Consider the following 16,504-nt stretch of genomic DNA (forward strand, 5'->3'; position numbering starts at 1 on the left):
GGGATTTTCACAAAAAATCAAGTGAAAACGCCTCGCGGAATGCAGCATGTATGTTCAGTTCCCTAATTTCTTCTCATACTGCTTATTCGCCTTTAAATTGCGGAAGAATCCGGCTATAATCCGTCCGATTCCCCGGAAGAAATGTCCGTTTACCACGGTCACGGCTCCCTCCGCCATTTCCATGCTGACCATACCTCCCGTCATCTTGGCAATCGCCCGGAACGGGATATTATATTGGAACAGCAGGTTGAGGTCCGGAGTCCCGGCAGCCTCGTTTTTATTCTTCTTATCGGTCAGCACCTTATAAATGAGCCTGGCGAGTCCGCTCTTTGCATAATACATCTGGCAGACCGCATCGTTGAGCCCCAGTTCTCCCATCCACTTGCCGGAGGGAAGGGGATGCCCGAGAAGTTTCTCATACTCCTCCCGATCCACATTCTGAATAAAGCCGGTACGGTAAGACGGCAGTTCCAGACCTTCATAGGGCAGTCTGTCCGTTGTTCCCGTACGTGTGATGCTGCCGCTGAGCCGGATATCGAGCACACAGGCGCCGACCAGAATCTGGTAGGTTCCCGCCTCCGTCTCCCAGCGGTTTGTCGCAACATTCCAATACCGGAATGTCTTATCGTCAAACGGGATTGAAACCTGTTTTTTCTCTCCCCGTTTCAGAAACACCTTTTTAAATCCCTTCAGCTCCTTTTCCGGGCGGAATACGGCTCCGTCCCAGCACCCGACGTAAAGCTGCGCCACCTCCGCGCCGTCACATTCCCCGGTATTCTCAAGGCAGAAGGTTACCCCTGTCTCCGTCACCGTCAGCCCGCTGTAGGCAAAGGACGTGTAGGACAGGCCGTAACCAAAGGGATACTGCACACGGACCCTGGCGGTATCGTAGTACCGGTAGCCGATATACAAACTCTCCCGGTATTCCGAATTCCGCTCCGTACTCGGGAAGAAGCGGAATGCAGGGGTATCCTCATACCGTACCGGATATGTCTCGGCGAGTCTTCCGGACGGATTGACCTTGCCGGTCAGCACATCGAGCATGGCGCCCGCTCCGGCCTGGCCGCCCAGATAACCGTGGACAATCGACCGGCAGCAGTGATGCCACGACATTTCGACCGCGGAACCGCCGCTCAATACACCGACGATATTGCTGTTTACCTTTACAAGCGCTTCCAGCAGTTCAATCTGGTTCTGCGGAATCCGCATATGGCTGCGGTCCATTCCCTCCGACTCGCTGATCTCGTTGAGTCCAAAGCAGTAAATTACCACATCCGCATTCTGCGCCAAATCAAGCGCTTCTTTTTTCAGAGCCTCATCCGCCTCACCGGTGCGCCGGTAGCCCGCCGCACAACCGGCGTTGACGAGCGGATAGCCGGAAATCATGGTTTCCATCGTTGCAATCTCCATAATCGGATTCACCAGAGAAGAACCGGCTCCCTGATACCGCGGACGGATTGCAAAGTCTCCAACCAATGCCACGCTGCATGATTTTTTAAGGGGCAGCAGAGGTTCCGGATCCGGTACATTTTTCAAAAGCACAATGCTCTCCGCCGCAGCCTTCCATGCTATGGCATTATGAGCCGCCGCGTCGAATCCGGCTGCACTTTTACCTGACTTTCTATCTGCTGTTCCGGCTGTCTCTCCGTCAGACTTTTCCTCTGACTTTGTCTCTTTCCCTTCTTCCGCTCCTGCGCCGTCCCGGCCGTTTTCCGTCAGCGTCAGCACCGCGTCGAGAAGATCGTCCACACAGGTGTCCAGCTCCTCCATGGTCAGTCTTCCCTCGTCGAGCGCTTTCAGAAGCTGCCTAGCTGAGTCCAGCCCCGGCGTCGGCATCTCCAGGTTCGAACGGCATGCCACACCGCGGACATGGTCGTTGGAACCGCCCCAGTCCGTCACTACCATACCGTCGAATCCCCATTCGCCCCGGAGGATATCCTTCAGCAAATGTTCATTTTCATTCGCATACGTTCCGTTTATCTCATTATAGCTGGTCATCAGGGCTTTGGCTCCGCCCTCTTTTACCGCAATCTCAAATCCGGTCAGATAAATTTCCCGCAGAGTACGCTCATCAATCACAGCATTCATTGCCATTCGCCTGAGTTCCTGGCTGTTTACCGCAAAGTGCTTCGGGCAGGCCGCTACGCCCTGGCTCTGTATGCCCCTGATATAGGATGCGGCCATTTTTCCCGCCTGGTACGGGTCTTCGGAAAAGTATTCGAAATTCCGGCCGCAGAGCGGGCTGCGCTTCATATTCAGGCCCGGGCCCAACAGCACATTCACCCCAAGGGCCGCCGCCTCGGCGCCCAATGTCCGTCCCAGTTCCTCACCCAGCTCCTCATCCCAGCTGTTTGCGACCGTTGCCGCAGTTGGGAAACAGGTTGCCGGCAGAGAGGGATTTAACCCAAGGTGATCCCCCTCGCCCGCCTGCTTCCTCACGCCGTGAGGTCCGTCCGCACAGAAGATGGATGGAATTCCGAGATGCGGGATATCCCGGCTCTGCCATTCATTCTTGCCGCTTAAGAATGCCGCTTTTTCCTCCACCGTCATTTTTTCTATGATATCCATATGTTTCATAAATGCACCCGCTCTTTCTTTTCCCTCTTTAAAGCTTGAAATCCTCTGAATCGTTTAACGATGCGGATTCCAGGACTGCCGCCTCACCGCTTCTCTTTTTATAGCGCTTCACAGCCGCAAGCTCCAGGCCAAGAATGCCTGCCGCAAGGATAACATCAATCACAATCGCCATTATCTGCCAAGGCAGCAATCCGGTCTGTAAATTTTCCGGTTCATAGGCACGGCTGTTTACTACCGTATACATCACATTTTTGCATGCCTGGCGCATTGCCTTCACTCCGGTTGCGCTCTTCGTATCTTTTACATGGTTTGTTTCTGTGTCGTATGCCACCAGCATGGCGTCGGTGCCGTTCCGGATTGCCTGATCCGAACTCATGTAGCCGTAAACACCAAAGTAGTCGGTCAGAACCAATCCTTGGAATCCCCACTCATCCCTGAGTACCATGTTGCACAGCTCGGAGGAACCGCCTGCCCATCTGGTGCCGATATAGTTGAAGGAAGACATGACTGCCTTGGCTCCGCCCTCTTTCACCGCAATCTCAAACGGTTTTAAGTAAATTTCACGGATTGCCTGCTCATTCGTCCACGTACACAGCATGCTGGTACGGTTTGTCTCCTGATCATTTAATGCAAAATGCTTGATATAGGCGTATACGCCGTACTGCTCCGCCCCGATGACCGCTTTTGCCGCAATCCTTCCGGACAGCACACCGTCCTCAGAATAATACTCAAAGTTACGTCCTGCAAATGCGGAGCGGTGGATGTTCATAGCCGGTGCATACCAGCCGGAAACTCCCATTTCATCAGCCATCTTACCAATGCTCTGTCCAAATGCCTCCGCAATGTCTTCATTCCAGGTACATGCGATCATAACTGCCGACGGGAAGCCGATGGAACCGGTTCCTGTAAAGTTATTGTTGATAGAAGCCGGGCCGTCACAGTCGATGGTCTGCACCTTTCCGACGCTGCCCGCTGCCGAGGTCTGGTATCCGCCAAGGGCAATGACCGTATCCATGTCGCCGACCGTCATATTGTTGAGCAGGTCTTCCCACCGCGTATCGTCATAGGATGCGCCGCGCAGGTCGGCCAGTTTGATACTGTTCTTGGCTCCTGTTACCGGCATCTCATCGTCCGCCAGGTTCAGGCTCTCCGTATTATAATTGCTGTTGTTGATGAACAGCGCTTTTTCTTCCTCCTTAAGCGTCAGGCTTGCCGGTGCGGCCGTTGACGCCTCATAGTTGGCAAATCCATCTCTGCGTGAAAGATAAGTCAGGTCTCCCGCCGCGTAGTCAAACAGGTTGGATGCCGTAAGTACATCGGTGGAACGTCCTTCCTCGCCTGTATAGCGGATAGTTTCATCCACGGTGTAGGTCTGTTCTGCCAGGATATTGTGGGAATCACGGTTGATGCTGATGATATAGTCGCCCGCATCCAGCACATACCCCTTTGTATCCCGGTAATCATAAGATGCCATATCTTCCGCTGTGAACGTGATGGTCAAAGTCTGGGAAGCTCCCGGCTCAAGCAAATCCGTCTTGTCAAATGAAATCAGGTTGGCCGAAGCTTTTTCGATCCCGCCGTTCTCATAAGGCGGGTTGTAATATACTTCCACCACATCCTTGCCGGCGGTATCCCCGGTATTGGTCACGGTTACGTCAAAGCTTATTCTTCCGTCCTGCTCCGAGATTTTTCCCATTTCCTGTGTGAATTCCGTGTAGGAAAGTCCGTATCCAAAGGGATAAAGAACGTTTTTGTCATAATCGATCAGCCCCTCGGCCGCGGCCGTCTCGTAGAAACGGTATCCTACGTAAATGCCTTCCACATAATCGATAAAGGATGGTGTCGTGATCTCCTCTTTGCCGGTAAAGCCGGTCTGGGTCACCTTGAATTCATCCATATTGTCATAGGTAAAGTTTCCAAAATTATTTGCCGTAGGCGTTGTTTCCAAATCAAATACAAAGGTATCGCTGGTTCTGCCGGACGGATTCACCTTTCCGCTCAGAACCGCTCCCAGGCCGTTAAAGCCGGACTGACCGGTTCCCGGGCACCATACAACACTTTTAATCTGCTCATAATCGTTAACAAAACCGAGTTCCATGGCGTTTGCACCATTGTAAACCACAACGACGTTGTCGAAGTTGGAGCAGACCAGATCGAGCATATCTTTCTCCGTCTTATCAAGCTGGAGGAAATGTTCTCCCGGCTCAAAATCATTATAGCTGTCGGAGTTATTTGTATAAGTCACCTGGCTGACATCCAGCGGCAGATCCGCGCCCTCACCGCCGACACGTGTAATTACCACCATTGCCGTATCGGAGAATGTCCTGGCGTTATCCAGCAGTTCTGCACTGTAGGAATCGGCCGTCGGCTCAGGAAGCGTCCAGTCCTGCTCCCACATTCCGACTACGGGACGGTCCGCGCGGTAGGATGTGTAGAAATCGGAAAGTTCGGTATTCAACTTGAAACCGGCGTTCTCCAGGCCCTGAAGAAGACTCACGGTCTCATAAGCATCAGACAGGGAACCGGAACCCGTACCGCCGTAGCATGGGTTGGTGGATGCCCAGCCAAACACATTTAAATTGCCGCCTGCCAGGGGAAGCGTATTTCCCTCATTCTTCAGCAGTACGATTCCTTCCTCCGCAATCTCCGTACAAAGCTCCGTCGCCTCGTCGGATGTTTCCGTGGATATTGTGCCGTTACCGGTTGCGAGTGAAATCATGCTGGACATAGGTCCCCAGCAGATTAAGTTTACGGTTACAACGAGCGCCAAAAGGATTGCGATCCCCGCCTCGGCGCGCACCAGTTTCCTCTTGTGCACCTGCATCTTGTGCGCTGCCACGATTGCAATAACCGCAAGTATCAGCACGACGGCAAAGCCGATAAGATATGGTTTGCAGGTATTTAATACATTTACCACATCTGCCATATTAATTGCTAACATATTCTACCTCCCTGTATCTATGTGTGCACCCGATAAATCCGCGGTGCTTTTGATGGTGTCACTTTACCATAATTTTTAGGGGCTGTGAAAAATTCTGCACAACTTGCAGGAAATGAGGCATGATTGGTAAAGATGAATTGTTGGTTATGATAAGAATATCCCCCTTCCTGTGTATTTGTAAAATGGGATTACAGGTACATGGAGAGGGGGAATGACGGTATAATGAAATGATGCAATAATGGAATGACGCAGCAATGGAATGGTGCAGTAATTGAATGGTGCAATAATTGAACGGTGCAATAATGAAATGGTGCAATAATGAAATAAATGAGATAATAAAATGATGCAGATATTACCGGAAGTATCATATGAAGGATTGGAAATAAGGGCATCCTGGGGTGGCTGTGCCATAAAAGGAAGCGACAATAAAGCAGATCACTCCCTCGTATTAATAATAAAATAATATAGAATTAAAATAGCCGGATTTCACATTTTGCGGGATTTCACATTTCGGAAATGATCAATTGTCAAATCTTATTTTCCTGACTCCCCTTATCCGGTTCCCCCGCATATATTCTCATAGCCGCTTCTTCCTCAAACTGCCTGGAATACAGTTCATAGTAGTATCCCTTTTTATTCAGCAGTTCCAGGTGGCTCCCCCGCTCTATAATCTTTCCATCCTTTACAACCAGGATCAAATCCGCCTGGCGGATTGTGGAAAGGCGGTGGGCAATCACGAACGAAGTATGTCCCCTCAGCAGATGGTTCGTTGCATCCTGGATCAGCTTTTCCGTCTGTGTATCGATCGAGGAAGTCGCCTCATCCAGAACAAAAATGGCAGGGTTAGCAAGAACTGCCCGCGCAAATGAAATCAACTGCTTCTCACCGGTCGACAGCAGGCCGCCGCTCTCGCCCACATCGCTGTCGTACCCCTTTTCCATTTTCGAGACTACCATATCCGCGGACACACTTTCAGCGGCCTCTTCAATCTCTTCATCCGAGGCATCCAGGCGTCCGTATCTGATATTCTCCCGGACGGTTCCCGAAAACAGATGAGGATTTTGCAGCACATAGCCAATCTGGCTGTGAAGCCACAACTGCGACCGCTCCCGGTAATCCACACCGTCAATCAGGATTCTTCCCCTGGTCGGCTCAAAAAACCGGCCCACGAGGTTTACAAGCGTAGACTTTCCCGCGCCTGTCTCACCGACAATCGCAACATTCATACCGGCGGGTACATGAAGGTTAAAATGCTCCAATACATATTCCTTACCGTCCGGATACATAAAGGAAACATCCTCGAACACAATATCTCCCCGGATCCGTTCCCAATTTTCCTTATTGGGTGAAAAGGCATCCCCATACTTCGCAAGCACATCGGGCCGGTCCACCACATTTGGCTTCTGTTCCAGAAGATCCATCACCCGCTCAATATTCGCCTGACAGGAAATGAGATCGGCCAGTAGTCTGGCAAGCTGCTGGATTGGTTCAAATATTACAACTGCATAAGAGATAAATACGGACAGGGTCCCAAGTTTTATAAGGTTCTCCTGCACCATATATCCGCCCTTTGCCAATACAACCGCTGATGCCACGGAACTGAAAAATAAAATGGCTGGGATATAGACCGCATTCAGCTTCGCCGAACGGATCGCCGCATGATGCATATCCGATGTTCTTTCAAAAAAACGGTTTTCATTGTCATTTTCTATCACCATGCTCTTTGACGTCTTAACTCCGGTAATGCCTTCATTGTAGGAACTGGTAATCTGGGAATTAATCCGCCTGACCTTCCTGTTCCATTTCAGAATCCGGTTCTGGAAATACATCGTGAGCAAGGCGATGCATGGAACAATCACGGTAATAACCAGCGCCAGGCGGGCATTCAGGATAAACATAATCACAAATACACTGACCACATAAATCAGGGCCCAGAACATATCCACCAGCCCCCACGCGATCATTCCCGCTATCCTCAGCGTGTCGCTCATGACGCGGGCATGGATATACCCCACAGGCGTCGTATTGTAATAGGAAAATGACAGCGTCTGCAAATGCTGGAACTGCGCTCTTTTTAAATCTTTTCCCACACTCATCTCGATCACCGTCGCCGCGCGGACGGACAGGTAGACGCAGGCTGTCTGGCCTATAATGACTGCGATGTAAATCAGTGCAAATATCCCAAGGCCATTCATATGGCCGGGTATGATAAACGTATCAATTGCATAACTCTGAAACAGCGGTACAAGGATATCTACGCCCGCCAGCAGCATGTTGAGCCCCAGCGTAATTGCAAAAAACTTTTTATACGGTTTGAAAAACGGAGACAGCTTCATCCATATCCCGAAGCTGAAGGGACTGTTAAATTCCTGTTCTTCGTACGCAGCCATCTGTTATTCCTCCATTTTCTCTCTGTCATCCCGGCTCATCTGGATTTCATAAATCCTGCGGTAGATTCCATTTTTCCGTATCAGTTCCCCATGGGTTCCGCACTCTTCTATTTTCCCCTGATTCAGCACCATAATCTCGTCTGCTCCCATCAGTGAGGTTACCCGATGTGAGATCAGTATTACCGTTGCCTCCCTCATATGCTCTTTCAGCGCATGACGGATGTTATAATCCGTCTGGGAATCGACGGCCGATAAGGAATCGTCAAAAACCATAATCGGCGCTTTCTGAAGCAGCATTCTTGCAATGGCAATCCTCTGTTTCTGCCCGCCCGACAGCGTGACTCCCCGCTCTCCGACAAGTGTCTCATACCCGTCCGGGAAGTTCATGATAGCGTCGTCGATACACGCAATCTGCGCCGCATACCGGATCTCTTCCATGGATGCATCCGGTACGGAAGCCGCAATATTTTCCCGAATTGTCCTGGAATATAAAAACGGCTCCTGCAATACCATCCCGATATTTCTCCTGAGCACCTCAATCGGGATATCCTGAATCTCTCTGCCGCCAATGCAAATACTTCCCTTGTTCCCGTCCAGCTCATACAGCCTTGAAAGAAGCTGGATGACCGTGGATTTTCCGCTTCCCGTTCCACCTAAAATACCAAATGTCCGGCCCTCCGGGATCGTGAAGGAGACGTCCCGAAGCACCTCTTTTCCTTCCTCATAGCCAAAGGAAACATGGCGGAAGGAGACATCATATTTTCCGGTAGCTTCTGTATTCTTCCTCCGGGATGCATCACACGATTTTCCTTTTTCGTATTCCTCTTCTTTTCCATATTCCTCTTCCTCGGAACGAATGATATAGTCCACTCGTTCAAAAGAAACGCCGGCTTTACTCATATCCGACAGGATACGGCCGAGGCCGCGGATCGGCCACACGAGCGTAGAATTATAAGCAGCAAACGCGATAAATTCCCCTACAGATATGGAGCCGTTTACCGCTTCCATGACTCCGAAAATAATAACCGCAACTACCTGCAAGCCCGTTATCAGATCGCCAATCCCCCAGTACAAGCCGGATAAAGTCCCCAGGCGGATCCACAGTTTTGCAAAAGCGTCGTTCTTCTCATCAAACCGCTCCATTTCAAACTGTTCACGGCCAAATGCCCGTACCACCCGGACTCCTGTTGCATTTTCCTGCACCACAGTGGAAAGTTCTCCCTCCGCTTCATCCGCGGTGGTGAACCTTTTTGCTATCAGCTTATAAAATACCGTGGAATATACGATTACGACGGGTACAAACAGCAGAACGATGCAGGACAGCTTCACGTTCATGGAAAACATCATAACAAAAGAAATAACCACAAGAAACGCCGTGCGGAACACTTCCAGAAGCTGTGTCACGACAAAACCGCGGATTACCTCCACATCGGAAGTACACCGCTGAATAATATCTCCTGTCTGATGCCTGTCGTGCCACCTCATCGGAAGTTTCTGTACATGGATAAATAATGTATCCCTTAAATTTTTTGCAAAATTCTCACCCGCTTTCGCCGTGTTGGTACGGCTTATATAGGTAAAAATTCCTGAAGCTACCGCGACGGCCACTATCATCAAAGCCAGCACCCATAGTTTATCCGACAGATAACTACCACCGTTTCCGCTCAGCACCTCATCAACACTGAAACGGAAAATCTGCGGTGTCAGCGCATTTAAAATGGTCGATATCAGCGACGCGGCTATCGCCACTGCGAAGTAGCCTTTTGAACCTTGAAGAAATCTAAATATTAAATCGATTTTTCTATTTTTTGATTTCATGATTTTTTCCTTGTTTTTATTCTGGTCTATTATTATGAATCGGGGGACAGATGTGATGTTAAATGCAGTCCTGTAAATTGCTGTTTTGATAACTGCCGTCTTGTAACCGCTGTCTTGTTAAATACTGTTTCGTTAACTTCTGTCTGCCTTCTTCATTCTATCATTTTTAAAGAAGATTACAACCGAATGGCGAAGATATCTTTATAATAATCGTGTTACACGTTATTGTTCACATCGCATTGCGCTGTGAACAATAACACGCTTCGCGGAATGCATCCCGAGTGAACAGTAACTGTTACACATTCAGCCGTTTATGCTATTTCCAATACAAATTCAAAATTTTTTATTTATCAACGTCATTTCCGGCTGCATCTATTATGCTTAAGCCAGTCTGCAAGATATTGGGCCGGCTCTGAAATATTATGCATATTCTTTTATTGTCTGTTGCATTTCCCATTCTTATTTATGGCAAGCAAAAAAGCAGATATCCCTCACTTCCAGCCGGAATGTGCAATATCTGCCTTCTTTTTATTTATCCTGAACTCCTTATGCTGAACTCCTGCAGCCAGTATCATCTCATATCCGATTCATGAATATGGGGCTTCATCCACTTCATAGATAAGGGGCGACGACGGAATATAACACCCGGATTTCTGCTATAAGTACAGTAGCCGGTATACGCCGGGTATAATGTCCACTTTGTAGGCGTTATGCCTTGATTTCATAGTTTCCATTATCAGATTTCTGAAATAACGGCAGCTTTTGCAGAAAAATGATGTCATCCCTCTTTGCCGCGTTTCCCTCTGCGAGAACCGCTGCTTTTTTAGTGACAATCCCCTCTGCACTTTCAACCAGAGCTTCCAGTGCATAGAGAGACTCTCCGGTAGAAATCACGTCGTCAACGATACACACTCTTTTTCCCCGTATCCTCTCCGCATCATGACCATCCAGATACAGATGCTGCTCCCCTGAGGTAGTGATCGAATGCACGGAAACCGATACCACTCCGCTCATATAAGATTTAATGCTTTTTCTTGCAACAATAAACTCTTTTTTCCCAAGGATTCTGCTGATTTCATAGGCCAGGGCAATTCCCTTGGCTTCCGCCGTCACAATCACATCCACATCCCCGATCTTCTTAACAAGCTCCGGTGCACAGGCCATGATCAGTTCCGTATCTCCCATAATCACAAAGCTGGCGAAGGCCAGATCGTCCTCCAAATCGATAAAAGGCAACTCCCGTTTAACACCAAAAAGATTTAATTCATAGGTATTCATAAATGATTTCCTCCCTATACAGTCCAAGTATTACAGTCTAAAAATCATAGTCTAAAAATCACAGTCTAAGAATTACAGTCCAAGAATTCTGGCTGCAATTCCGGCAAGCATACCCAGAAATGGATTGGAGATTGCCGTAACAACGAGTGCACTTCCGCCTACCGCCGGATTAACCGCTAAAGCCGCCGGTGCATCAATGATAAATGTCTTAAACAGGCCAAGCACAAGCAGAAATCCTGCAATAGACGAAGCCGGAACATAATTTCCAATCTTAGGAAGCAGTCCGCTTAAAAGAATTACGCCTACCACCACCATCATCGCCACACCTGCCCATACCGGGTGGGGTGCATTCGCGGTAGCGGAGATAATCGACTCAACCGGTGCGCCGCCGAAGAAGGAGGAACCGATATCAGCAAGAGAAGAGATTAAAGTTAAATGATCCACATTAAAGGTGTCCGTCCCTGCCATGCTGGCAGTGATTGCTCCGAAAGAAATATTGGAACCAATATTTAAACAGACCATGCCGAGAGCGCCGAAAATAACCGTTCCGTTGATTGTAAATTTCTGACGCGTAAATTTGTCATCGGCAACAACAATGTTTTTCTTTTCTTTATTAAATATGGCCGACGCTATACTGGAGATGGTGACTGAGATAACAATTGTGTAAACCAGTGTATTGGCACTGTTTCTGGTCAAAAGATAGGTAATCACCGCAGCGGCCAGAGAAACACCTCCTGCCAGACGATCCTCCTTAACCATGTTAACAGCCGCTTTTGTTAAAATCAATCCAACTCCGGCCATCATTCCGTTTGCAATATCCGTTCCGATAAACTCCACAATCCTGGTCAGCATTCCGCATGCTCCGACTACGGCAAGGATAACCGCTCCGATAAAAATCATGGTACACCGCTCCGAGCGGTTTCTTCCGCTGGTACCCGCGTACGTTATAGTTTCCGCCTGAAATGAAATCGGCGCCACATTTCCCGTAATTACGTTTCCCGCTGCCCCGATAAAAAATGCCATCGCCGTCGGAACGGCTGCAAATCCAAAAGAAAGCGCCAGAAGTCCCTGAGGAAGCGCGTTCAAAACAACACCAAATACGGCAAGTAAATCTGTCAGTAATGCATTCATTGTAATCTTTAGTCCCCCTTATTTTCATTAATCAATATTAATAAGTATAGCTTATAACATGCACATCTTTTATAAGTATGCTTTTTTAAAAACAATTTGCATTGTAGCATATATTTTAATATAATAAAACTATCATTTTTACATAGTTATTATAATAATTTTATTATGATACAAGGGAGCTTTTACCATGACTTTAGAATCTTACCGGAATTTTATTGCAATTGTAGAATGTGGAAGTATTTTAGCTGCATCAAATAAATTACTGATTGCCCAGCCTTCGCTCAGCAACCAGCTCAAAAATATAGAAGCTTATTATGGAGCAAAGCTGTTAATCCGAAACCGGCACAAGCTGGAACTGACCGATGCCGGGCGTGTGTTTTATCTGCGGGCAAGGGAAATCTGTCAGGCTGAAGAAAAGCTTCACAACGAAATTCACAATAAAAAAACATCTTTTTCCGAACTGTTAAAGCTGTCGATCCCGGCGGGGAACTCCGCCTATTTTCTCCACCATCTGTTCGATGATTTCCGGGCCGAATATCCCAATGTCAATTTTGATTTTTATGAAATTCCCAGCGATTTCGCGATTCCCAATGTCCTGAACCATGTGACGGAAATCGGGCTCATACGCTCCAACCTCCCCGGCTATGCTTCTCTGGCCGTATACCCCTATGAGAAAGAGAAAATCGTGGCAATCTGCAGACCGGAGCATCCTCTGATGCTGAAAGGTGATATACTTGATATTTCCCAACTGGCAGATTATCCGCTGGCTGTTCCCTTTGACTGTCTGGATCTCGTCCGCTCTTCCTTTGGGCATTGCCTGCTGGCACCGAATATTTCGATTATCACTTCTTCCAATGCAACTGCAATCGAGTGGGCCAGATCTTTCGGCACAGTTGCCCTGGCCTCCCTGACAGCGGCCGATTTTCAGCATATTCATGACCTGTCGGTGAAACATTTTTCGGATGAAAATCTCTTTATTACCAGTGCTTTTATTGTTAATAAGGAATATCCGCTGTCGCAGGCGGCACGGAATTTTTTGGGGTTTCATGGGGTTGATGTTGGGTGAAGGGATGGGATAAGGAGCCAATGTAGATTTGTTGTCTGATCGGGAAAATTAAATTAACAGTAATGTAATTATTATTAGAAAATGGTGGAGTTTTTAGATTTACTTGCTTTGAGTCTGTAAATCTCTGTATCCGGAGGGCGTTGCTCCATAGATGAGCAATCATCTATGGAGCAACGCTCCCTTTTTGTACCCTCAAATAGAAAACGGACTCCGAAGAGTCCTCTATCCGTGGTATAATTAATTATGCGAATAAACAATTATACTATAAAAGATTATACCGAACTTGGCGCAACTTATCAACTGGTTTTGCCATTAAGTTTGGAAGGTCTGGTTCCGAACGATGATTCTGTCCGACTGCTGAGCCACGAATTGGAGGATTTAGATTACAGCAAGTTGTATCTGGCTTACTCTGCCAAAGGCAGAAATCCGGCAGTGGATCCTAAGACTATGTTCAAGATCCTGACTTACGCTTATTCTCAAACGATTTACTCTTCCAGAAAAATTGAAACTGCCTGCCGCAGAGACATCAACTTCATGTGGCTGCTGGCCGGACAGAAAGCACCGGATCACAGCACCATTGCCCGGTTCCGAACCGGTTTTCTTCTTAAAGCCTGCGAGGACCCTTGCTGCGGCGGGAGAGCTGTCTAAAGAGACCTTGTTCATTGACGGTACAAAGGCCTGTGCCAACAAATACACCTTTGTCTGGAAGAAGTCGATGGCCAGATGGGAAGAAAAAATGTATGAGAAAATAGGAAACGCCGTTGGGTTGCTGAACCATGAATACATCCAGTCATTTACCGTGTCACGTAAGCAACGGGCAGAGGATTTGCAAAGAATTCTGGACTTTTTGGAAGCGTATACAAAAGAGCACGGCATTGTATTTGTATCCGGCCGTGGGAAAAGAAAAACGGCTCATCAGCGTTATCAGGAGATGTTCCGCCGTTTCCTTGACCGCCAGAGGCTCTATGATCTGCATCGTTCTCATTTGGAAGGGCGCAACAGCTATTCCAAAACCAATGTGGATGCCACGTTTATGCATATGAAAGACGACCACATGAGAAATGCCCAGTTAAAACCGGGATACAACGTCCAGATTGGAGTAGACAGTGAATATATTGTTTCAGCCGAGATATTTCAAGAGCGAAATGATGTGTGGACCCTAATCCCATTTCTAAAACACATGGAAAAGGATCTGGGGTTTCGTTATCCCAGCGTGACAGCAGATTCCGGTTACGAAAGCGAGGAGGGCTACCACTATCTGCAGGAACACCGGCAGACTCCTTATATCAAACCGCAGACATATGAACAATGGAAAAAGCGTAGTTTTAAAAAAGACATCAGCAAGCGGGAAAACATGGCATATGACGAGGCTGCTGATATCTATACCTGCCACGCCGAAAAAGAGCTGCGCGCACTATACATAAAAAAGCAGAAAAGCAAAAGCGAGTACGAATCCGAAGTAACGGTATATGAATGTGAAAACTGTGTGGGCTGCCCCAACAAAGAGGCATGCACGAAAGCCAGGGGAAACAAACGTCTGTATGTTTTCAAAACCTTCATAGAGAGGCGGAAGGAATCCTATGAAAATATCATGAGCGAAACGGTAGTTCTGTATCGGATGAACCGATGAACCGATCGCTCCAGGTAGAAGGAGCCTTCGGGGTGTTAAAAAATGACTATGAGTTTCGAAGATTTTTACTGCGGGGGAAAATCCGAGTGAAACTGGAGATTCTGCTGCTGTGCATGAGGTATAACATCAACAAACTCCATGCTAAAATTCAGAACGGACGGACAGGGAGCCATCTGTTTTTGTTAAAAACCGCATAGAAAAGAGGAAGAAATCAAGAGAGTTATTAAAGTACGCCAAAAAAACGGTTGGAATTCTGGTTTGCAGATTCCATCCGTTTTTTGTCCGCATAGAACGAGGGGCATCGTTCTATCACTTTGTTTCAGTGATTTTGCGACACCCCCTTGAGTAAGATTTATAATGGATCAGCTCCATATTTTTCTAATTCATTTTTCACTTCATCCACAGTCTTTGGATACAAATACTGCAAAGCAAAATCGTACCATTGATGATTCTGATTTGACATCAGCGATTTTGTAGGGGAATTATTTATAACGTGCGTACTGATTTTATAAGGCAAGTGCATCCCAAGGCATATGAGGATCAATGAATTGAGCGAAGTCGTTTCGCCCTTCACTACTCTCTGTACCGTTGCCTCATTCAAGCCTGTGCGTCTGCCGATTTCTGCCGCAGTTACATTTCTCCAGGTCATAGCCTTATCCAAGCAGACGGTATAGTCAATTGGCAACTCACTAAAGAAACGATTTTCCTCTGCTACCGTTTCAGCCACCAACTTGATCTGCTTATCTTTCGATGAATTCTCATACCCGTCATGGAAAGTAACGTTGAAATCCACAGCCGATGCTTTATCACGATTTAAGAAGCATTCACTGTGATACTGCTGACTAATCTTAGATTTGACTGACAAATCAAAGACAAGGCAACACTCATCCATATGATTGCGGGCATAATGCGTAAGCGCAGCATTCCCATCTTCATCTTGCTCCACATACAGATTGCTGTCTACAACCAGATGTGAATCCACATACAAATATCGGCCTTTCTCCAAGACATCACGAAACTGCGGATTGCTAAATTTCATAATGGCAAGATCATACGTGGAAATAGAGAATGTCTGATTCGACTTTAAAAATCCTTTTGTTGCCTTATGCGTTTTCACATATCTGCCATCAATATATGTAAATGCTCCGAGTGCCTCTTCATATCCGGCATCCAACATTCTGATTTTAGCAGCTGTCCTGGAAACACCAAAATCTAAGACCAATTGATCGATAATTGGCTCGATAATATCGATCATGTCATAAGCACTCAGGCTTTTTCGATATGTGGAGATAAGGCTTTCTACTCGTTTCTTAACCATTGCCAAAGGCATCTGGATTTTAGGAGTCAGTGCATTGGCCTGCCACTCCATCCAATCAACAACGTTCCACTCGGCCTTATCGCCAACAACACCACCTTCAACCCGGTAGCCAATGTTCGTAAGGTCTTTATTATACAGCCTTGCAAGAGCAAACGCCTTCTGATGCTTATCCCAGTAAACACACTCATGAATGATGGTATTATTGGTTGCCCCAAGTACATACATAAATGCAACAGCCTTATCCACCAATATCGTCTTCTCCGGAATTACCTCAGAAACGATCTGCTCTGTTTCTGAATCATATAACTCCGTTTCGCATTCATGGAAATAACTTCTGCCAAAGATAGATCCTTCC

At 47.4% G+C, this 16,504-nt stretch carries 12 protein-coding genes; 5 read left to right on the top strand and 7 right to left on the bottom strand.

All coding sequences use genetic code 11. The features are described 5' to 3' along the window. Positions 1 to 54: 54 nt before the first annotated feature. Together QZT18_RS08925 and QZT18_RS08930 are read right to left on the bottom strand one after the other, a co-directional pair. Positions 55 to 2,577, bottom strand: a complete 2,523-nt coding sequence (locus QZT18_RS08925) for a glycoside hydrolase family 3 C-terminal domain-containing protein (protein ID WP_294146839.1) — start codon at positions 2,575 to 2,577, stop codon at positions 55 to 57. Positions 2,578 to 2,605: 28 nt separating this feature from the next. Beyond that, positions 2,606 to 5,518, bottom strand: coding sequence for a glycoside hydrolase family 3 protein (locus QZT18_RS08930; RefSeq protein ID WP_294146841.1), 2,913 nt, complete (start codon positions 5,516 to 5,518; stop codon positions 2,606 to 2,608). A 340-nt stretch (positions 5,519 to 5,858) separates the two neighbouring features. Here QZT18_RS08930 and QZT18_RS08935 point away from each other — a divergent pair, with 340 nt between their 5' ends. Next, entirely contained in the window at positions 5,859 to 5,981 is a 123-nt protein-coding gene (locus tag QZT18_RS08935; protein WP_294146843.1) for a hypothetical protein, read from the top strand. Between the two features lie 64 nt (positions 5,982 to 6,045). On the opposite strand, the gene QZT18_RS08940 is transcribed toward QZT18_RS08935, so the two are convergent. The 4 genes from QZT18_RS08940 to QZT18_RS08955 form a co-directional block, all read right to left on the bottom strand. Beyond that, entirely contained in the window at positions 6,046 to 7,908 is a 1,863-nt protein-coding gene (locus QZT18_RS08940) for an ABC transporter ATP-binding protein (RefSeq protein WP_294146844.1), read from the bottom strand. Positions 7,909 to 7,911: 3 nt separating this feature from the next. After that, a complete protein-coding gene (locus QZT18_RS08945) occupies positions 7,912 to 9,726 on the bottom strand; it encodes an ABC transporter ATP-binding protein (protein ID WP_294146847.1) in 1,815 nt (604 codons plus the stop codon). Positions 9,727 to 10,434: 708 nt separating this feature from the next. Continuing rightward, positions 10,435 to 11,004: a phosphoribosyltransferase family protein gene (locus QZT18_RS08950; protein ID WP_294146849.1), complete on the bottom strand. Its 570-nt coding sequence runs from the start codon at positions 11,002 to 11,004 to the stop codon at positions 10,435 to 10,437. Between the two features lie 72 nt (positions 11,005 to 11,076). Further along, positions 11,077 to 12,135, bottom strand: a complete 1,059-nt coding sequence (locus tag QZT18_RS08955; RefSeq protein WP_294146851.1) for an NCS2 family permease — start codon at positions 12,133 to 12,135, stop codon at positions 11,077 to 11,079. Positions 12,136 to 12,322: 187 nt separating this feature from the next. Between QZT18_RS08955 and QZT18_RS08960 the strand changes: the two genes are divergently transcribed. The 4 genes from QZT18_RS08960 to QZT18_RS23530 all read left to right on the top strand — a co-directional run bounded on the left by QZT18_RS08960 (position 12,323) and on the right by QZT18_RS23530 (position 15,028). Continuing rightward, positions 12,323 to 13,201: a LysR family transcriptional regulator gene (locus tag QZT18_RS08960; RefSeq protein ID WP_294146858.1), complete on the top strand. Its 879-nt coding sequence runs from the start codon at positions 12,323 to 12,325 to the stop codon at positions 13,199 to 13,201. A 243-nt stretch (positions 13,202 to 13,444) separates the two neighbouring features. Further along, positions 13,445 to 13,849, top strand: coding sequence for a transposase (locus QZT18_RS23520; RefSeq protein ID WP_366925834.1), 405 nt, complete (start codon positions 13,445 to 13,447; stop codon positions 13,847 to 13,849). A 7-nt stretch (positions 13,850 to 13,856) separates the two neighbouring features. Further along, complete coding sequence (locus QZT18_RS23525; RefSeq protein ID WP_366925835.1) at positions 13,857 to 14,831, top strand: transposase; 975 nt, start codon at positions 13,857 to 13,859, stop codon at positions 14,829 to 14,831. Then, complete coding sequence (locus QZT18_RS23530; RefSeq protein ID WP_366925836.1) at positions 14,828 to 15,028, top strand: transposase; 201 nt, start codon at positions 14,828 to 14,830, stop codon at positions 15,026 to 15,028. The genes QZT18_RS23525 and QZT18_RS23530 overlap by 4 nt, the downstream gene beginning before the upstream one ends. 155 nt (positions 15,029 to 15,183) lie before the next feature. Here QZT18_RS23530 and QZT18_RS08970 read toward each other — a convergent pair whose 3' ends face one another. Beyond that, the gene (locus tag QZT18_RS08970) at positions 15,184 to 16,395 is read right to left on the bottom strand and encodes a helix-turn-helix transcriptional regulator (protein ID WP_294146861.1); all 1,212 of its coding nucleotides are present in this window, start codon (positions 16,393 to 16,395) and stop codon (positions 15,184 to 15,186) included. Between the last annotated feature and the right edge of the window lie 109 nt (positions 16,396 to 16,504).

It is taken from the genome of uncultured Clostridium sp. (assembly GCF_900547735.1).
Lineage (GTDB): Bacteria > Bacillota > Clostridia > Lachnospirales > Lachnospiraceae > Otoolea.